This is a genomic window from Mobilisporobacter senegalensis (assembly GCF_003752155.1).
In the GTDB taxonomy this organism is placed as follows: Bacteria; Bacillota; Clostridia; order Lachnospirales; family Lachnospiraceae; genus Mobilisporobacter; species Mobilisporobacter senegalensis.
Genome location: NZ_RJVG01000012.1, coordinates 104,897 through 125,563, shown reverse-complemented (window position 1 = coordinate 125,563; position 20,667 = coordinate 104,897). Strand labels below are relative to the sequence as shown.

18 protein-coding genes are annotated in these 20,667 nt (G+C 36.6%); 16 read left to right on the top strand and 2 right to left on the bottom strand.

Annotated features, from left to right (window positions below):
- Window positions 1-346 precede the first annotated feature (346 nt).
- The 4 genes from EDD66_RS16065 (at window position 347) to EDD66_RS16050 (ending at window position 4,602) form a co-directional block, all read left to right on the top strand.
- Window positions 347-1,468: a helix-turn-helix domain-containing protein gene (locus EDD66_RS16065; RefSeq protein ID WP_170164398.1), complete on the top strand. Its 1,122-nt coding sequence runs from the start codon at window positions 347-349 to the stop codon at window positions 1,466-1,468.
- Window positions 1,469-1,499: 31 nt separating this feature from the next.
- Window positions 1,500-2,225, top strand: a complete 726-nt coding sequence (locus EDD66_RS16060) for an ABC transporter ATP-binding protein (protein ID WP_123610601.1) — start codon at window positions 1,500-1,502, stop codon at window positions 2,223-2,225.
- 27 nt (window positions 2,226-2,252) lie between these two features.
- Entirely contained in the window at window positions 2,253-3,902 is a 1,650-nt protein-coding gene (locus EDD66_RS16055) for a hypothetical protein (protein ID WP_123610600.1), read from the top strand.
- Between the two features lie 109 nt (window positions 3,903-4,011).
- The gene (locus EDD66_RS16050) at window positions 4,012-4,602 is read left to right on the top strand and encodes a hypothetical protein (protein WP_123610599.1); all 591 of its coding nucleotides are present in this window, start codon (window positions 4,012-4,014) and stop codon (window positions 4,600-4,602) included.
- 108 nt (window positions 4,603-4,710) lie between these two features.
- On the opposite strand, the gene EDD66_RS18550 is transcribed toward EDD66_RS16050, so the two are convergent.
- The gene (locus tag EDD66_RS18550) at window positions 4,711-4,869 is read right to left on the bottom strand and encodes a hypothetical protein (RefSeq protein ID WP_170164397.1); all 159 of its coding nucleotides are present in this window, start codon (window positions 4,867-4,869) and stop codon (window positions 4,711-4,713) included.
- Between the two features lie 205 nt (window positions 4,870-5,074).
- On the opposite strand from EDD66_RS18550, the gene EDD66_RS16045 reads away from it, so the two are divergent.
- The 5 genes from EDD66_RS16045 (at window position 5,075) to EDD66_RS16025 (ending at window position 13,593) form a co-directional block, all read left to right on the top strand.
- A complete protein-coding gene (locus tag EDD66_RS16045) occupies window positions 5,075-6,256 on the top strand; it encodes a PucR family transcriptional regulator (protein WP_123610598.1) in 1,182 nt (393 codons plus the stop codon).
- Window positions 6,257-6,348: 92 nt separating this feature from the next.
- A complete protein-coding gene (locus EDD66_RS16040; protein WP_123610597.1) occupies window positions 6,349-7,260 on the top strand; it encodes a LysR family transcriptional regulator in 912 nt (303 codons plus the stop codon).
- A gap of 173 nt (window positions 7,261-7,433) precedes the next feature.
- Window positions 7,434-9,704 (top strand): 5-methyltetrahydropteroyltriglutamate--homocysteine S-methyltransferase, encoded by a 2,271-nt coding sequence (gene metE, locus EDD66_RS16035; protein ID WP_123610596.1) that lies wholly within the window; start codon window positions 7,434-7,436, stop codon window positions 9,702-9,704.
- A gap of 123 nt (window positions 9,705-9,827) precedes the next feature.
- Window positions 9,828-11,282, top strand: a complete 1,455-nt coding sequence (locus EDD66_RS16030; protein WP_123610595.1) for an FAD-binding oxidoreductase — start codon at window positions 9,828-9,830, stop codon at window positions 11,280-11,282.
- Window positions 11,283-11,496: 214 nt separating this feature from the next.
- Complete coding sequence (locus EDD66_RS16025) at window positions 11,497-13,593, top strand: DUF2339 domain-containing protein (protein WP_170164396.1); 2,097 nt, start codon at window positions 11,497-11,499, stop codon at window positions 13,591-13,593.
- A 4-nt stretch (window positions 13,594-13,597) separates the two neighbouring features.
- On the opposite strand, the gene EDD66_RS16020 is transcribed toward EDD66_RS16025, so the two are convergent.
- Window positions 13,598-14,227 (bottom strand): hypothetical protein, encoded by a 630-nt coding sequence (locus tag EDD66_RS16020; RefSeq protein WP_123610593.1) that lies wholly within the window; start codon window positions 14,225-14,227, stop codon window positions 13,598-13,600.
- A gap of 388 nt (window positions 14,228-14,615) precedes the next feature.
- Here EDD66_RS16020 and EDD66_RS16015 point away from each other — a divergent pair, with 388 nt between their 5' ends.
- The 7 genes from EDD66_RS16015 (at window position 14,616) to EDD66_RS15985 (ending at window position 20,655) form a co-directional block, all read left to right on the top strand.
- Entirely contained in the window at window positions 14,616-15,152 is a 537-nt protein-coding gene (locus EDD66_RS16015; RefSeq protein WP_123610592.1) for an HD domain-containing protein, read from the top strand.
- 126 nt (window positions 15,153-15,278) lie between these two features.
- Window positions 15,279-15,740, top strand: a complete 462-nt coding sequence (locus EDD66_RS18605; protein ID WP_123610591.1) for a spore coat protein CotJB — start codon at window positions 15,279-15,281, stop codon at window positions 15,738-15,740.
- A complete protein-coding gene (locus tag EDD66_RS16005; protein WP_123610590.1) occupies window positions 15,741-16,358 on the top strand; it encodes a manganese catalase family protein in 618 nt (205 codons plus the stop codon).
- Window positions 16,359-16,910: 552 nt separating this feature from the next.
- Window positions 16,911-18,386 (top strand): Msr family ABC-F type ribosomal protection protein, encoded by a 1,476-nt coding sequence (locus tag EDD66_RS16000; protein ID WP_123610589.1) that lies wholly within the window; start codon window positions 16,911-16,913, stop codon window positions 18,384-18,386.
- Between the two features lie 71 nt (window positions 18,387-18,457).
- The gene (locus EDD66_RS15995) at window positions 18,458-19,108 is read left to right on the top strand and encodes a Vat family streptogramin A O-acetyltransferase (protein ID WP_123610588.1); all 651 of its coding nucleotides are present in this window, start codon (window positions 18,458-18,460) and stop codon (window positions 19,106-19,108) included.
- 43 nt (window positions 19,109-19,151) lie between these two features.
- Entirely contained in the window at window positions 19,152-19,889 is a 738-nt protein-coding gene (locus EDD66_RS15990) for a VCBS repeat-containing protein (protein ID WP_123610587.1), read from the top strand.
- Window positions 19,890-19,923: 34 nt separating this feature from the next.
- Entirely contained in the window at window positions 19,924-20,655 is a 732-nt protein-coding gene (locus tag EDD66_RS15985) for a class I SAM-dependent methyltransferase (protein WP_123610586.1), read from the top strand.
- Window positions 20,656-20,667 lie beyond the last annotated feature (12 nt).

Below are 20,667 nucleotides of genomic sequence, written 5' to 3'. Positions count from 1 at the left end.
AAAGAAGGGCAGAGATCACACTAATACTATATTTTTGTGCAGGACTAAACGCAACTAAAACATAAAAAAAAGAATTTAAAAAATCATTTTAGGAAAATAATAGCAAAAACTATGTGCAAGAGTAAATTCCATTTTTATTATTTTGTGGTTTGAAAAAACGGAATTAAAAATTTCACATTACGATCACAAATAGTTTCCTTTTGGTTGATTTTGTAGAGAAAAGTTAACCAAAACTCTATTGTTATTATAGAATATTTGAATTATATTAATATCAGAGTCAAGCAAAGATCAAATTATATACAAGGGTCATTACAGCTTACGAGTTTATAGAAGGAGGATGAACTTTTTGAATCGACTTCAATTAGCAGAAAATATTATAGAACTGAGACATCAATATAAGGTGACACAGGATGAGCTTGCAGAATTTCTTGGTATCTCGAAAGCATCGGTATCAAAATGGGAAAATAGGCAGAATTATCCGGATATTACGCTGTTACCAAGGCTGGCATCCTATTTTAATGTCAGCGTAGACCAGCTGCTTGGTTTCAAAGCACAGATGACAAAAGAGAAAATAAAGGAATGCTATCATGAACTGGCTTCCGATTTCGCTAATCTTCCTTTTGAAGAGGTTATGACAAAGACAAATGAACTGGTAAAGGAGTATTATTCCTGTTATCCATTATTAATGCAGATAGTGATTTTATGGATGAATCATTTTAATATGGCTGGCAGTGAGAGCAGACAAAAAGAAATACTTAAATCTATTATGAGACTATGTGACAGGATCATCACAGAAAGTGAGAGCACAGGTCTTAGCAGTGACGCAGTTGTGTTAAAAGCGATGGTTCAGATTCAGATGAAAGAGACACAGGAGGCGATTGAAAGTCTGGAGGAAATACTTGATCCTAAGAGGCTGACAAGACAAAGTGATGGACTGCTGATCCAGGCTTATCAGATGACCGGAGAAACCAAAAAGGCTGAAAAAACAGCACAAATCAGTATATTGACAAATCTGCTTGGAATTCTTGGGAGCGGTGTCAATTACCTGTCAATGCATTTATCAGATCCGGAACTTGCAGAACTCATCTTAAAAAGGTTGGAAAAGGTAGTTGAGATATTTGAAACAGACCGGCTCCATCCCAATATATCACTTTTGGTCTTTTATCAGGCAACTATCTTTTACTGCCTGCAGCAAAAGATACCGGAGGCATTAGGAGAACTTAAAAAGTTCACGGATTGCAGTATTTATATGATAAATCAAGGGGTCAGACTGCATGGAGACGAATTTTTCACAAAACTTGATGAGTGGTTCGATGAATTGGACCTGGGTGCAGAACCGGTTAGAAATAAGAAACTGGTCATTGCAGACATTTTTAAGATGTATGAAAATCCTGCACTTTCCAGTTTATTTGAAGAAGAAGAGTATAAAGAGTTAAAGAAACGCTTACAGAGAGAAGTTTGTGGATAATGTAGTTTAAACTAAGAGAAGGATGTGTGAAATGTTAATAATCAATAATTTCAGCAAGACATACAAGGGAGGCAAAAAAGCTGTAGATAATATCAGTCTTCAGGTAAAGGCAGGAGATATCTTTGGATTTATTGGCCATAATGGAGCCGGAAAGAGTACAACAATTAAAGCTGTAGTTGGAGTTCTTGATTATGAAGAAGGAGAAATTCTGGTGGATGGGCATTCTATCAAAAAAGAGCCGGTAATTTGTAAGAAAGTTATTGCTTATATACCAGATAATCCAGATTTATATGAGCATTTAACAGGTATCCAGTATTTGAATTTTATTGCCGATATTTTTGGGATTTCGGCAGCTGCTCGGGAAGAGAAAATCAAGAAATATGCAGATGCTTTTGAAATCACCGGAAATCTTGGAGACTTAGTTTCCTCATATTCCCATGGTATGAAGCAGAAACTTGCCATTATATCTGCCGTCATACACGATCCTAAATTGCTTGTTTTAGATGAGCCTTTTGTAGGACTGGATCCAAAAGCAGCTGTTGTATTGAAGAAAATTATGTATGAACTCTGTGCCTGCGGCAGTGCCATTTTCTTTTCTACTCATATGTTGGATGTTGCAGAAAAACTTTGTAACAAAGTAGCAATGATTCATCATGGAAAAATTGCTTTTGCAGGAACCATGGAGGAAATGCTGAAGGAAAAAGAGGGCGGCTCTTTGGAGGAAATTTTCATGGAAGTATTGAAACAGGAAAAGTAGAGAAACAAAGAAGGAAGTGTGTAATATATGAAAAAAGCAAAAAGAGAACAGAAGAATTTATGTTGGCTTCTTGTGAAAAATCGTCTGATGGCCCAGCTTGGAATTAATATTTTTCTCTATGAAAAAGATACTCACAAAAGGAATGGAAAGATTGCAACAACAGCGGCTATTGCCTTTTGCTTTATTGTAATGGTCAGTTATTGTGGTATCATGGCCTATGGTTATGCACATCTTGGATTGACGGAACTGATTCCTGGTATTTCCATGGTCATGAGCAGCCTGATTACTCTTGTTTTTACCATGTTTAAAACAAATGGAGAATTTTTTGGATTTAAGGATTTTGACATGGTCATGTCCTTTCCAGTATCTGTAAGGACTGTTATTCACAGCCGTTTTTTAAACATGTATATTTGGAATCTGTTTTTTACAATGCTTGTAATGCTTCCAATGGGAGCTGTTTATGCCTGGTTTTCCAAACCTTCCCCAGGTTCTTACATCATGTGGATTGGAGGTATCTTTTTGACCTGCCTGCTCCCTACTATCATTGCATCTGTTTTCGGAGCAGGAATTACGGCATTTTCATCAAAATCCAGATATGCAGGTCCAGTCTCTACGATTCTTTGTATTACATCTGTTATAGGGCTTTTAGCGCTTTCCATGACAGCCACAACATCAGACATGGGGCTTAATAAAATAATTGATCCTGAAACCGGACATATCAAAGAGGAAGCTTTTTTAGACATGGCCCCTGTCATTTCGGACAGTTTGAATCAGGTGTATCCACCGGTAAAGCTTTTTTCAGATGCAGTAGTGGAGGAAAGAATTAGTTCTTTCCTTATGTTTGCTGGAATTTCCATCAGTTTGTATATACTTTTTGTTCTAATTCTATCCATGGGATATAGGCAGATCAACACTGCTTTAACCTCCCATAGGAGCAGAGACGATTATAAAATCAAAACATTGCATCATGGCAGTATACTTTCTTCACTTTATAAGAAAACAATTTTACGTATTTTAAAATCTACGGTATGTGCCACTAATATGCTGATTGGTTGTGTACTTGCGGTACTTCTGTCTGTTGCAGTACTGATTGCAGGACCGGAGAGCGTGATGCAAAGCCTGGGTATGCCGGATGATATCTCTATTGTAAAAAATGCAGCAGGCTATGTTATCGCTGTTATGGTATGTATGACTAATACAGCCTCAATTTCCCTTGCACTGGAGGGAAAAAATATCTGGCTGGTCAAATCATTGCCCATCTCACCAAAAGTATTATATGACAGTTATTTGTTGACCAATCTGACTTTTACGATTCCAACATCTGCAGTATGTGCCATATTGATGAGCATTTCCTTAAAAGTAAGTTTTATTGGGATGTTACTGATGATATTGACCCCCTTTGCTTTTTCTCTGTTTACTGCAGTAGCCGGTATTTTTATTGGAAACAGAATGGCGTATTATGATTGGCAGGAAGAGACACAGCTTATAAAGCAAAGTATGATGAGTTTAACAGGAATGTTAGGGGGAATGATACTTATCTTTATTTTAGGAGTCATAGCCAATATAGGCATTCTTCCGTTTCATGGGAATATGATTACATTTACTATAGATATACTGCTTTTAGTGTTTACAATAATAATATATTTCAGGGAAAGCAATTATCCAATAAAAGAATAAAGACCAGAAAAATAGTGAATTTTATGAATGAATTTACTATTGATTTTATCCGGAAATCATCTATAATGTTGGAATAACATATGTAGTCAAAGAATGATAAGGAGAAAAGATGAGGAAAGAATTACCTTATTTCAATATAGAAAATTCATTTGGCGGGAATCAGACCTGGTTTCGGGATCCGATGATGAAACTGGGTGGATGTGCAGCTGCCACGGCATGTGATGCCTGTATAAATATGGCTTTAAATGATAATAAAAGCCATTTATATCCTTATGATGAGCTGAATAAGGAAGAGTATATTAAGTTCTGTATGACCATGAAACCTTATTTAAGGCCCCGGTTTGGAGGAATCAAAACATTAGGGATGTTTATAGAGGGGTTACAGGAATATTTTAAGGATGTTGGTGAAAGGAATCTAAAACTAAAAGAATATCCTGGTGAAATGCAGTCTAAAGAAGCTGCATCCGAGATACAAAGGCAAATTGATAATAACAGGGCAGTACCATTTCTACTTTTAAAACATAAGAGTCCTAATTTCAGGTACTTTACATGGCATTGGTTTTTAATTGTGGGCTATGAGAAATTTGAGAATGACTTTTATGTAAAAATCGCTACATATGGAAATTTTCATTGGCTTTCATTCCATGAACTTTGGGCGACCGGGTACAAAGAAAAGGGCGGGGCAATAATGATTTATTAAAATTGAGAAGGTATCAGATGTTTAACTCAGGATAAATCCTGAAATAATTTAAGCCTGTCATAGCGACAGGCTTATTTAAATATTTGTTTAGTAATCCAATGTACATTTCTATTTTTTTCTGAAAAAGAGTTTTCGTTTATTTTTTGCCACCAAAGAATGATAAAAATCTTCACAATTTTCATATTTTTCAGAAGTAATCCAGCTTGCCGGAACTTTAGTATTATATTTTATGAAATCTAAGTATAAACTTGTGCTGCCAATATACATAAAGCTTACCTCCTTCATTCTATCAATAATCAATGTAATATCCTTTTCTACGATTTAATTATATGTAAAAATTGACTTTTTGTATATGATCTGCTAGTCTGAATATAGAGGCAAAATTTGTACTTGAAATACAAAACTAATGTTCGTGTTTATGTGAATAGGTATTGGATTTATGATAAAATATTAAGAGAGGAGATCAGTTAGAATGGCGGTACGTTTTTGGGAACTGTATGAAGAGACAAAGGAACAGTTTCGGCTTAAGATAGCTGCGGGGAAAGCAGGCATGGATACAGTAGTAAGCTGGGTGCATATGTTAGAGGATGAAACAATTGTATCCAGATTCCACGGAGAGGAACTGGCTATAACAACAGGCATGAAAGCAGACCAGCCTGGATGGCTGCTGAAGTTAGTTCAGGAAATGGCGAAAGATGAATGTGCAGGTATTATTATTAATACCGGGATGTATTTGCAGGGTATTCCACAAGAAGTACTTGACTGGTGCGAGATACATAATTTCCCTCTGCTTGAAATGCCGTGGGAAATGTCTATCACTGAACTGATTCAGGCTTACTGTATGAGAATTATTGATCAGAAGCAATTTGAAAAAAAAATAGGGAATGCCTTTCGGGAAGTTATTCAGGGACGCTATGCACAAGAGGATATCAGGCAGGTATTAGGAGAGAAATATGACATTGAAGGAAACTTTCAGGTTTTTTGTATTAGCGTAAAGAAGACAATAGGAGATGAACTGGATTACAACCAGGCTATAATAAAGCTTGAAAATTTATTTGGTTTATGGAAGGGAAATGATAAAATCAATGCATCCTATGGACTTATCCGAATGGAAGATTTTCTGGTGCTTATTCTTAATAACAGAAAGGATAAACAACATATGGAGCTACCGAGGCTGATCATGCAGAGCTTTTCTCATTTTGCAAAGGAGAAGTGCTTCCATTTAGGTATTGGACCAGGCATAAACCATATTGAAAATCTTTCTTTCAGCTATAAAAGAGCAAGAACGGCAATGAAGATGTCAATAGGAACAGGAAAAGAAATGATACATTTCGATGAAATGGGTTTCTTTAAAATACTTTTTTCCATTGATGATACGAATCTTCTTACCAGCTATGCCAATGAAATATTAGGACCTTTAGAAGAATATGATGAAGCACATGGTTCCAGTTATGTCAGCACCCTGAAAAGCTATATAAAGAATGATCGCAGTCTTATGCGGGTTGCTGAAGAGACTTTTACCCATAGAAATACAGTGAATTACCGTATTCAGAATATTAAGCGGATTCTGGGCTGTGACCTGAGTGATATGGATGAATTATTTCCTTATCAGGTTGCTTTTTATATCAGGGATATGAATAAAAAGAGCATATAGCTTTGTAGTGGAGACGATAATAATAATGATGATTGGTGGTAACAAGGGAAGCAAGTTGAGGAAAGAATGGCAAATAAAAGGAGATAATAGTAATGACATTACAACAGCTAAAATATGTGGTGACAGTTGCAGATAAGGGAACAATCAGTGATGCTGCAAAAGAATTGTTTATTTCCCAGCCAAGTCTTACCAATGCCATTAAAGATCTGGAAAACGAAATGCAGATCACTATATTTCATAGGACAAATAAGGGTATCGTGGTATCAAATGAAGGAGACGAATTTCTTGCTTATGCCAGACAGGTGCTTGAACAGGCGGACCTGTTAGAAGAAAAATTTTTGAATATAAAGAAACAAAGTCCCAGATTTTCTGTCTCTACACAACATTATTCTTTTGCAGTAAATGCATTTGTAGATGTTATTCGTGAGTTTGGTGGAAATCAATATGATTTTACCCTCAGGGAGACTCAGACCTATGAGATTATTGAGGATGTAAGCAGATTGAAAAGTGAAATAGGAATTTTGTATACTTCATCTAAAAATGAAGAAGTGATTATGAAACTTATTAAGCAAAATGGCCTGGAATTTGAAGAACTCTTTGTGGCGAAACCGCATGTGTTCATTAGTTCAAAGCATCCATTGTCTGATCGAGATGGGATTACCCTGGAGGAACTGGAGGAATATCCATATCTTTCCTTTGAACAGGGGGATTATAATTCTTTTTATTTTTCAGAGGAAATACTTAGTACTCTCGATCGTAATAAAAATATTAAAGTAAGAGACAGGGCTACATTATTTAATCTTGCAGTTGGGTTAAATGGTTATACCGTTAGTACAGGAGTCATCAGCAAGGAGTTGAATGGGGAGAATATCATAGCCAGGCCCCTTATGGTAGATGAGCATATGAGGGTGGGGACAATCATGCAGAGGAATATGTCCCTTAGCAGGTATGGGAAGGCATATATGGAAGCATTAAAAAAGCATGTATTTAAATCTATTCAGTAGAAATACGTTATTGTACTGTTTCACAGATTGGTATAATATTAAGCCGTAAATATATGTTTGATATAGTTTAAAACTATATCAAACATATATTTTTTTGTATTTTTCAGTGGGAAAAAAGTAACTTATACTATATGAAAAAAGAAATTTAAAATAAATACGTATGGAGGATAACAATGAAAAGTGCAGTAATCGGTTTTCCAAGAGTCGGGAAGTTAAGAGAATTAAAATTTGCATCAGAGAAGTATTTTCGTGGAGAGATAACAAAAGAAGAACTGGATGAAACAGCAGAAAGCTTAAGAAAAGAGCATTGGCAGCTGCAAAAAAGTAATGGAATCCATTATATACCGTCCAATGATTTTTCTTTTTATGACGGGATGCTGGATATGGCTGTTTTACTGAATGCCGTTCCGGAAGAATATAGGAAGTTAGGACTTGATGAACAGGATACTTATTTTGCCATGGCAAGAGGATATCAGGGGGAAAAGGGGGATGTAAAGGCGTTTACAATGAAAAAATGGTTCAATACCAATTATCATTACATGGTACCGGAATTGAATGATGGTATACAGCTTAAGCTTTTCGGCAGCAAACCATTTGATGAATATGAAGAGGCAAAGGCATTGGGTATTGAAACAAAACCGGTTATTATTGGAGCTTTTACATTTTTAAAACTTGCAAAATATAATGGGAGCAGAACTGCTGCTGATTTTGTGGAACAGGTGGTCAAGGCATATGAAGATATCCTTTATAAGTTGAATGAGCTTGGTACAAAGTGGGTTCAGATAGATGAGCCTGCATTGGTAATGGATCTGTCCGAAGAAGATATTAAACTGTTTGTGACGTTGTATGAGGCAATCTTAAGAAGTAAAAATAATGTTAAAGTTTTGATTCAGACATATTTCGGAGATGTGAGAGACTGTTACAGGCAGATTCTGTCCCTGGAGTTTGACGGAATCGGACTGGATTTTCTGGAGGGGAAGAAGACAGCCAGTCTATTGAAAGAAAACGGATTCCCAGATAATAAAATTCTGTTTGCCGGAGTTATTAATGGCAAGAATATCTGGAAATGTGATTATAAAAAGACGCTGGATCTGCTTTTGGAGATTAGAAAACAGGCAGAACATGTGGTGATTTCCACTTCCTGTTCTTTGCTCCATGTACCATATACTCTTGAAAATGAGACAAAACTGGAGGCTGATGTGAAGACATATTTTGCATTTGCAAAGGAAAAACTCAGAGAGCTTCAGGAGCTTTCTATAATGACAGAAAGCGGTGATTTTGAAGCTTTTGCAGAGTATGATAATAACAGGCAGATCTTTGAATCGGAGAGATCATATAAGGATAAAGAAGTTCAGGCTAATGTCATGGCCCTTTCAGAAGGTGATTTCAGAAGAGAAATGAATAGAAAGGAACGGGAGGAACTTCAGAAGAAAGAGTTTGCACTGCCTTTGCTTCCGACTACCACGATTGGTTCTTTTCCTCAAACCCAGAAAGTGAAAAAGAATCGGAGCAGCTATCGAAAAGGTAAAATAGACAAGGAAACATATGATAGAAAGGTATTTGCTTTTATAGAGGAATGTATCAGAAAACAGGAAGAATTAGGACTGGATGTATTGGTACATGGAGAGTATGAACGGAATGACATGGTTGAATTCTTTGGTGAAAATCTTGCAGGTTTTATATTCACGGAGAAGGCGTGGGTTCAATCCTATGGTACAAGATGTGTGAAACCGCCAATCATCTTTGGTGATATAAAACGTATCAGACCGATTACAGTTCATTACTCTGTATATGCACAGGGGCTTACAAAAAGGCCGGTAAAAGGAATGCTCACTGGTCCTGTTACCATACTAAACTGGTCATTCCCAAGAGAAGATATAAGCCTTCAGGAGATGGTATATCAGATCGGAATTGCCATTCGTGATGAAGTGTGTGACCTGGAAAAAGCAGGGATTAGGATTATCCAGATTGATGAAGCTGCTCTTAAAGAAAAACTGCCAATCAGAAAGAATGACTGGTATAGAGAATATCTGGACTGGGCAATTCCTGCATTCCGCCTTTGTCACAGCAGGGTAAAACCGGAAACACAAATTCATACACATATGTGCTACAGTGAATTTGAAGAGATTGTGACAGATATTGATAACATGGATGCGGATGTTATTTCTTTTGAAGCATCACGCTCCAGACTGGATATTATTAATGCTCTGAAAAAAAGCAATTTCGAAACAGAGGTCGGCCCCGGAGTATATGATATCCATTCCCCAAGAATCCCAACAGTAGATGAAATCACCCAGACACTGGAGAAGATGCTTGAAAAGATTGATAAAAATAAATTGTGGGTGAATCCGGATTGTGGTTTGAAAACAAGAGGAATCCCAGAGACCAAAGCCAGTCTTAAGAATTTGGTAAAGGCAGCAGAAGCCGTAAGAAGCCAGCTATAGGACAGGAAGCAGCCAAAGAGGTTGAAACGAAAGCCACTAAATACCTGACAGCAAAAGCCAATCCCAGTCATATAATAATATCAGCTCGAACTTTGAGATATTTTAAGACGGGAGATGTGAATTATGGATGACTTTTTGTGTGGATTAACCGGAGACATTGTTACACCGTTCGAACCCATATATAATGAGGCAAGACAGGGATTTAACAGGGCAGTGCAGCAATATCCCCTAATCATAGTATACTGTAAGAATAAACGGGACGTATCAAATGCAGTAATCTGGTCACGAAAGCACAGGGTGCCAATTCGGATACGAAATGGAGGACATAATTATGAAGGCTACTCTAATGGAGATTGTACCCTGGTTATTGATACAAGCGCATTAAACAGTATGTGTATTGATGATTGTAATAACCGGTTATATGTTGAGGCCGGAGTAAATAATAAACAGGTATACGAGTTCGTAACCTCAAAGGGTTATCCTTTTCCAGGAGGGACCTGTCCTACGGTTGGTGTAAGCGGATACGTACTCGGAGGAGGCTGGGGGCTGTCCTGCCGTTATCTTGGACTTGGTTGTGATAATCTGGAGGAGATTGAAATAGTAGATTACGAAGGAACAGTGCTGAAAGCAAATTGCTTTATAAACCCTGATCTTTTTTGGGCATGTCGTGGTGCAGGAGGAGGAAATTATGGAGTAGTTGTATCTATGTGTTTTCGGCTTCCCAGACCAGTAAATAAAGTTACTCTGATTGAAATTGATTATCGAAAGGTCAGTTCAGAAGAACAGGAAAAATTCCTTCAAACCTGGCAGGAATGGCTTAATACAGCCGATGAAAGGATGACATTGATTTCACGGATCTATAATTCAGTTCATGATGAACTGGCTATGCTGGTCAGAGGAATCTTCTATGGTGAGCCAGATGAGGCAAAGGAAATGCTGGCAGATTTTCTGGAGCTTAAAGAAGCAGTATATAATTTTGAATATCTGACTTTTCTGGAGGCAGTAACAATTATTGGAGGTGTATATCCTCCTTTTGAAAAGTTTCAGGCGGTCAGTCGTTTTGCAGTAAGAAATCTTTCCTCTAGTGAGATATCAGAGCTCACCGGATTGATCAAAGAGCGTCCTCAGGGCTCTGTTTTTACAGGACTATCCTTGTATGCCCTGGGTGGAAGAGTGGCAGAGACAGGCACTAATGATACGGCATTTTATTATCGGAGGGCAAAGTATATTCTATGGCTGGAGACGATTTGGGAAGAGAATCGATATGCCAGGGAAAACAGGGAGTGGATCGATGATCAATTTCCATATCTTGAATCGGCAACTACAGGGTCTTATATCAACTTCCCTTATGGAAGACTCCCTGATTATCGAATGGAATACTATGGAGAGCACGCAGACTCACTGATTAAAATAAAACTAAAATATGATCCTAAAAATATCTTTTCGTTTCCTCAGGGGCTGATAGAAACCAAAAATCATTTCTCTCCAATTGCTTCTGATTTATCCGAGAAAGATGAGAAAGAGCTGCCAGAGCAATCAGATGACGCAATTTACAGAGGTTTTCGTTATATTTCCTAAGATTTTTATTGTAATAAAAATAAATTAAATAGAGACAGGTACCTGATGAAAAATCTGGTGCCCGTCTCTGTTTTTAAAGAGGACCATTTCTCTCACTTTAGAAGTGGAAGTGTTACAGCTGGTAGTCATCAGATAAATGTTGTAATTAGAAACGGGTGATGTTAAAATATGGTTAATTGTATACTTAGGACAAATGGAGAAAATGGGGGATAAAATGAAATCATCAGAGGATAGGATAACTGAACTGGAACAAAGGGTAGCTCATTTAGAAGATATCATAAAAAAATCAGAAATTGAAAAATTAGAAACAGTAAAACTGCAAACAGAAAAAAATATATTAACACAAAATGAAGCAATCAGGAAGAAATCTGTTGAATTAATGAAAAATCAACAGAAAGAAGAGAAGAAACGAACCAGTAAGGATAAGGAAGCATTGGTTGGAAAATATCTTATAGGTGCATTGGCAGCAATGCTTATTTTTGTAGGTGCAATTTCTTTTATCGGATTAGTATGGAACCGAATGACACCGGAACTAAAATTGTCGATAATAGCATTGGCCGGCATCGCACTGACTGCTCTGGGTTTTTGGCTCATAAGGACAAAGAAGAACCCGATAACATCGATTATTCTTGGAACAGGAGCCGGTCTGTCGTTCATTGCCATATTATCGGCTAATATGGCATTTCATCTGATCGGTAATAATATGTCCATACTTCTGGCTGGTATATGGGCAGTGTTCTTCATACTGTCTTCCCGGTATACTAATCTGTTCTTTACAACGATAATAGCATATATAGGTAGTTACATTGCATTGATGTTAGGACTGGTACTTATGCAGGGAGATATGGAATTATTGGTAATGATAATATTTACATCGAGTATTTCCGCAGTAATGCTATACAAAACATTTAAAAGCAATAAAAGGGAATTCATGACCAGTATAATTCTATCAATAGTAAGCTATGCAACCATATTAATCCGATGCTGTATGGACGGAGCATTTGGATCAGAACAACTATTGAACAGCTATACCTTGCAGACCGCCGTAATTATTATCATATATATGCTCTTAAATCTATTTTATAAGACGATTAATAATACAGATATCATTCCCGTCTATCTTGTGGGCAGTGTAATCACAACCATATTGACAGTTTTATATATAAGTAACTTAAGTGGCAATTATCTGAATATGAAAGGGGTCACTTGCTACCTGCTATTTTTTATGGCTAATCTGATACAGTTCATATTAAATAATGTATTTTATAAAGGAATAGAAAAGTGGTTGACGAGATACTATACAGTCATATTGGTCATCACTTCTCTGGCAATCAATATAGAATTATATAAAGTACCGACAGGTATCATTCTGATAGGATTATTACTGATTGTGAGCGAGAAAGTCTTTAAGGGGGAAAACCAATCCTTCTTAATAGGGCTGATCATTTTAGCGGATTCCCTTTTCCTGATCAGTGGTGATTCAGATAATTTAATATGCTCCGTTTATGGAATAATTCAGTTGGGAGTGCTGGTATATGTATTATGGAAAAGCAGCAGTTTAAAAAAATATGCCCAGATCAACGCCTTAAAAACGATGGGTATCATAGTAATCATTCTTAATGGCTTTGGAATACCTTCCAATATCATAAACTATATGAATGTACCATACATAAGTAGATATGCGGACGATGCTGCCGGCTATTTTGTTGCTGTCAGTGCTATCATTGCTTTATTAAAAATCGGTTATTTCAAAAATTGGAAGAGTGAACAGTTTAAATTCTTTGGTATAAACAATACGTTGGAAGAGGATAAAGAAATGGAGAGGTTACTTTATTTATTCTCGACGGTATTATATTTTTATGGACTGCAGAGAATAGGATCCGGGGACGGGGTAGTTCTGCAACTGATATTTACATTGGCCACAATTGCAATTGCCCTGATACAAAGCGGAATGATTCTTTCTGGTGGGGGCAGAAAAAAGCCATTCACAGGGATATGGATTGTCATGAAATATTTAATGTTAACCTGGACAATACTCTGGTCATTTTCAGATTTAGGCATAGTATCAGTAGCATATAGCATAGTCGGACTGATAGTGGCAATCGGAAGCATATCTGCAGGATTCAAGCTGAGAAATAAGAGCATTAGGCAGTATGGGTTAGTGTTAACTATCATAATGGTGGCAAAGTTCATATTAGTGGATCTGAATCAGGAAAATTCAATTACCAGAGTTCTTGCATTGATAGCAGGAGGAGGTCTCTGCTTTTTGATCAGCTTTATTTATAATAAATTAAGTCAGAATTATTCGTGATAATTTAAGAAAGGATGGTATTAATGGCAATACCCTCAATTATTGCTCCTGCCAGCATGAAAACGATCCCTGTCATTAATACCATCTTTTCTCCTTTTGTCAGACGAATATCCCTGACTTTACGTGTTACAGTTTTTTTACCGTTCGTCAGTATTACAGCAATGTGTGCAATGGAACAGGTAATGAGTAATTGTCCCATCATCTCCCAAAGACCTGCTTTATGGGCAATATCAAAGGTGCGGATAATCCTGTCAAGAAGAGGAACTGCTGGACCTGCCATGGAAAATGACCATGTTCCTAACACAATTCCGTTCTGAAAAATCAGCATAAAGAAGGCAAGATACCCTACAGAAAGATAGTTTGTTTCTGATTCCTTTTTTTGACCAAAAAGACTTCCTAAAACGATAACCAAAACAGAAAGCATATTATAAAAAAATATCTGAAATATGAGAATAAGAGTATTGTTAGAAGTGTTCCAGCTCTGCAAGGGATTTTTATTTTTTAGAAATCCCTCGGGAAGTATGAAATAACTAATCACTGTAGTTCCAAAAAATAAAATCAGAAAAAACATCAAAGAAAAAAGAATCCGTTCTTGTAGACTGTTACTGCTCAATTTTTTCCTTATATAGCTCAAAATTTCTTCGCCTCCTTACGATTCTTGGAGTGATTTATTACAGTTGCCTTTCTTTTCATTCTTCTTCCTCCTCATAGATAAAGATTTCTTCCGGTCAAAAAATTACCTCATCATTAAACTTATGGAAAGTAAGTTTTCTATAAGTAAAATAGCATAAAAATTTTATTATATCAAGCAGACTTTCCATATTGCGGCTAATTATGAAAATTGGGAGCTGCCAGCTTTAGATGTCATATATTGTTTTTTACGCATATGTATATTATAATGTTGCCTAAGAATCATATGAGTGGTCAATTTGATGGCCAAATTATGCTTATATGGGATTCTCGGATGAAATGGAAGAGTTTCAGCTTTATGTGTAATATTGAGGATTTTGGAGGATCAAAGAATGATGAATTGGGTGATTGAAAAATTAGGACTTAAATCTGACTCACAGATGGATGAAGAGTATCTGGAATGCATTCGTGAGCTCGTAGAAAATAAAAAGGTACTTTCCATGAGAAATTATGTGCAGCATAAAAAAGTTGATTGTCTGGAACATTGCATACATGTATCTTATTACAGCTACTTGCTTAGCAGAAAGTTGGGATTGGATTGGCGGGCTGCTGCCAGAGGTGGATTATTGCATGATTTTTTTCTCTATGACTGGCATGATAAAGAAAGAGAAAACAGAAAGGGATGGCATGGCCTTACCCATCCTCAGATTGCCCTGGATAATGCAAAACTCTATTTTAATATGAATGACATAGAGAAAGATATTATTAGCAAACATATGTGGCCCCTCACTTTAAGATTTCCAAGGTATAAAGAATCCTATGTTGTTGTTCTTGCAGATAAGTACTGTGCTTTTATTGAAATCTGTGATCTGGGAAGGCGGAGCAATATAGAAAGGCTGCAGAGATTATTATTGAACCAGGCTTTTTAACATAAGATAAAAATGAAGTGATTTCCAATGTAGAAATTCTTTTTTTGCAGATACTAAAAATGTAATCTTAATATATTAAAAATATATTTGATTATATAAATAATATTTACAGGAAAGGAGCTTACTATGTCTGGAAATTATTTAGCAATTGTAAATGTACCAGTTCAGGAATGGGGCGAATTGTATAGCGAAGAAGAAGCAATGAATATAGGTACCATTTTCCATGATTTAAACAAACCATTTTTTGCAGCAGAATCTGTGTTGACTAGTATAAATCCCATTGCTTCCAGTGAGGGAAATGCAGGCAAGACGAAGGAACAGTCTGACAGGGAACAGCTGATGACAAAGATCACTCAAATCAGCTTCTTTCTGGATGATCTGACACTTTATTTAGACACCCATGAAAAAGATATACAGGCAATTCAGTTGTATCGTGAAAAGATAAAAGAATGTGATCAACTTAAAAAGCAATTTGCACAGGAATTTTATCCATTGACAAGACCTTGCATTCCTTTCTGCATAAGTGATAGCGAAATCAGTTTCTGCTGGCAGGAAGGACCGATGCCTTGGGAAGGAGCGTGTGTGTAAATGTGGATTTATGAAAAACGGCTCCAGTATCCGGTGAAGATAACAAAGACCTGTCCGAAGACAGCGCAACTTATTATCAGCCAGTATGGAGGTCCGGATGGAGAATTGTCTGCATCCATGCGGTATTTGTCACAACGTTATACTATGCCTGTCAAAGAAGTAGGCGGTCTTCTTACGGATATTGGCACGGAGGAATTGGCGCATATGGAAATAATCTGTGCCATGGTATATCAGCTAACAAAGAATTTGACTATTGAACAGGCAAAAGAAGCCGGGTTTGATGCATATTATATCGATCATACCACTGCTCTTTGGCCTCAGGCTGCATCATCCCTGCCATTTACAGCGATCGAATTCCAGTCTAAAGGAGATGCAATCACTGACTTAACAGAAGATCTGGCAGCGGAACAAAAGGCAAGGACAGTATACGACAACCTGCTTCGAATGATTCCAGATCCTGAAGTTCAAGAACCACTAAAATTCCTTCGATCCAGAGAAGTCGTACACTTTCAGAGATTTGGAGAAGCCTTGGAGAAGACAAAGGATAAGTTGGACAGCAAGAACTTTTATTACTTCAATCCAGAATTTGATAAAGAAATGTTCCACGGTAAATTATAGCTTTTAATTCTCTGTTGGAGTAAAAATCTGGTGGGGAATTAGATCTGTATTGTTAATCACCTTAATATGTGTTACACTGAAGTCAAATATAAAGAAAAGAGGGTTAGGAATGTTCATAGTTAAGATGAGAATTCGCCATTTAGTTTAATGATTAACTAAATAAAAATAAGGATTAGCCTATGAATTAGGTTTATTTTTGATACCTTATTTTGAAATCTTGTAATGAACATTCATATACTTTTAATTGTATCCTATTATGGACATTAAACAACTACCGGGTGTGGTTTTAATGTTCAACTATTAATATATAGATTTAAGGGTTGCAGATGAAGTCAGGTTCATTTGCAACCCTTTTTATGCAATAAAAATTGGGGTTTTAGTCAAGAGACTTCAGACCAAGTCTGTTTATTATAAAGAGAGATAAGGTAAAGCGATATCAAGGAGGAGCATTTATGTATTATATATTCATATAATCCTTTCTGTTTAAATCGCAGGAATTTTTCTGCGAATATGGGAATGAAAACGTGCGATTTCTGACAGGAGGAAATAAAAATGGAATTATTAATAAAAGCAAAAAATATTGGTGTAGAATATACAGGACGGGATGTTTTAAATATTGATGAATTGGAACTATACGATTATGATCGTATTGGACTCGTTGGAGCAAATGGTGCAGGAAAAAGTACTTTACTAAAAGTCCTTTTGGGAAACTTAATTCTGCCTGAATGCAGTATAACTCGTTTTGGGCGATTTACCTATATCCCTCAGTTAGATGAAATTGAGTCGAAAGAGGTATCAGATTTTGCACTTATGGGTAAATTGGGTATTACTAAGCAGGAGTTAAAGAATATGAGTGGCGGGGAAGAAACCAGGGTTAAGATAGCACAGGCTCTTTCGGATCAGGTACATGGTATTTTTGCAGATGAACCTACCAGTCACTTAGACCGGGAAGGAATTGATTTTCTAATCGGACAGTTAAAATATTTTTCAGGTGCATTGTTAATTATCAGCCATGACCGTTATTTTCTGGATAAAGTAGTAGATAAAATATGGGAACTAAAAGATGGTAAGATCAATGAATACTGGGGAAATTATTCTGACTATATGTACCAGAAAGAGGAGGAACGCAAAATGCAGGCTGTGAAATATGACCGTTTTGTATCAGAACGTGATCGACTAGAACAGGCAGCCGCGGAAAAAAGAAAGCAAGCAAGTAAAATAGATCAGAAAGCAAAAAGTGCTGCCAGGAAAAACAGTACGGAAAGGGGGGGACGACTGGCACATCAGAAAACAATAGGAAGTAAGCAAAAGAAATTGTATGGTGCAGCTAAATCTATAGAACATAAGATTACTGCTCTGGGTGACATAAAAGCACCTGAAAGTATTTCGACCATCCGTTTCAGACAGAGCAAGGTATTGGAACTTCATAATCCATATCCAATCAGTGGGGCAGAAATCTGTAAAAGATTTGGTGATAAAATATTGTTAGAAAATGCCTCCTTTCATATTCCTCTTGGAGCAAAGGTAGCGTTGACCGGAGGGAATGGAGCAGGTAAGACAACCTTGATCCAAATGATATTAAACAGGGAAGCCGGTATTACCATTTCTCCCAAGGCTAAAATCGGCTATTTTGCCCAAAGTGGATACAAATATAATTTCAACCAGGAAATTATGGAATTTATGATAGAGGACTGTGATTATAATGTATCAGAAATTCGTTCTGTACTGGCCTCTATGGGCTTTGAACAAAGGGATATCTGCAAAAAATTATCTGTTCTAAGTGGTGGTGAGATTATCAAATTGTTACTGGCTAAAATGCTACTGGGCAAATATAATATTTTATTCATGGATGAACCGAGTAACTTCCTCGACCTCTCCAGTTTAGAAGCTTTGGAAACATTGATGAAAGGGTATGCCGGGACGATTGTGTTCATCACTCATGACAAACGACTTCTTGACAATGTTGCTGATGTGGTCTATGAGATCAAAGACAAGAAATTAAATGTGATCAAAGATAGTTTATCTTAAGTAAATGAAGTTAAAGAGCCGTCAGTCAATATTACATTTTAACTGACGGCTCTGGAAAGGATTGATTGACAATGAAGGGACCAGATAAGAACAGACTCTATCCCAGGGAAGAGATAAAAACTTTATGTTATATCCGCAATTTGCCTAAAAAGCCAAATGTTGAAATAGGTGAGTATACTTACTATAGTGATAATAAAGAATCACCTGAGAACTTTTATAGCCACATTCATCATCATTATGAATTTCTGGGCGATAAATTAATAATAGGAAAATTTTGTGGGATAGCAGAAGGTATTACATTTATAATGAATGGTGCAAACCACAGGATGGATGGAATTACAACGTATCCTTTCAATATCTTTGGCGGGGGCTGGGAAAAGGTGACCCCGACAATAGAACAGTTGCCATTCAAGGGTGATACAGTGATTGGTAATGATGTCTGGATAGGACAAAATGTAACAATCATGCCGGGAGTTAAGATTGGAGATGGGGCGATTATTGCTGCTAATTCAACTGTAGTAAAGAATGTTGAGCCTTATACAATTTATGGCGGTAACCCGGCTCAATTCATAAAAAAACGGTTTGATAAAGAAAAAGTTCAGTTTCTGCAAAATCTTCAATGGTGGAACTGGGATGAGGAAAAGATATTTGATCATCTTGAATTACTGACATCAGAAAATGGTCTGGAACAATTAATAACAAGTTGGTCCTTATCATCATAATATGATACAGAAAAGCTAATTTGTAAAGGTGGTTTAATCTGTAATGACTCATAATAATTTTAATACCAATATGGGAAGTGTTAGTATTGTTGATCATGCAAGTGGTGATGTAAATGGGGACAGAATCGCAGATAATATATATCTTACCGGCATAACATCATCTGATACCCCGGTTGTCCAGAATATAAGACTTATAATACAAAACAGTGAGAATGATATTTATTATAGTATCCCTCTGAAGGAGAATATAGGGTATGATCCTAAATTATTTCTGGGAGATTTTACAGGAGATGGAATTGATGATATATTAATCAGTATTGCAACGGGAGGCAGTGGCGGAACATATTATTACTATATTTATTCATTTGCCCATAACAGCCTGCGTCTGCTATTTGACTCTGATATATATAATGAACAGTATAAATATAATGTTACTTATCAAGATAATTATAAAGTGGAAGTTCTAAGTATTGCCAATAATACAAAATATATTATTGATTTAACCCTCAGGGATGCCGATTATTTGAATGAAGTATATGATAACAATGGGGAACTGTATGATCCCATTGAAGGTTGGGTAAATCCTATAAGTGGTTTATATCCAATAGATTTTGATTCAGATAATGTATATGAATTATTGGCATTTCAAAGAATTGCCGGAAGATATAATGCAGATTCCCTGGGTTATGTTCAAAATACTCTGAAATGGGATAATAATATGTTCGATTTAGACAGGCAGGAAGTAGCTATATTCGGTTCACAAGGGTCGAACAACGAATAAGAGAGAAAAAATTGTTTGTACAGGAGAAATGAAAATGAAACAGAACAAATATGATGATAAGATATTCTTTGAAAAATACAGTAAGATGGATCGCTCAACAAAAGGGCTTGCCGGTGCGGGAGAATGGAAAACTCTTGAATCAATGCTGCCCGAATTTAAAGATAAACGTGTATTGGATCTAGGCTGCGGGTTCGGCTGGCATTGTCAATATGCAATGGAGCACGGTGCGAAAACTGTTACAGGAGTTGATATATCTCAGAAAATGCTTATGACAGCCAGGGAAAAAACAAATCATAAAATTTGTTATATACAAATGCCCATTGAAGATATCTCTTTTGATGAAAATACCTTTGATATAGTAATGAGTTCTCTTGCTTTTCACTATATTGAATCCTTCCAGCTGATTGCAGATAAAGTCTTTCACTGCCTTGCAGATGGCGGGGACTTTATTTTCTCTGTAGAACATCCGGTTTTTACTGCTTATGGCAGTCAGGATTGGTATTATGACGAATATGGAAATATTCTTCATTTTCCAGTGGATAATTATTTTTTTGAAGGAAAAAGGGATGCCAACTTTCTTGGGGAAAAAGTAATCAAATATCACAAAACACTTACAACTTATCTGAATGGTTTGATACAGGGTGGCTTTGAAGTAACCGGTGTAGTAGAACCCCAGCCATCAGAAGATTTGATCCGCACTGTAGAAGGAATGGAACATGAACTTCGCAGACCCATGATGCTGATTATTTCAGCTAAGAAAAAATAGTGATTAATCTCT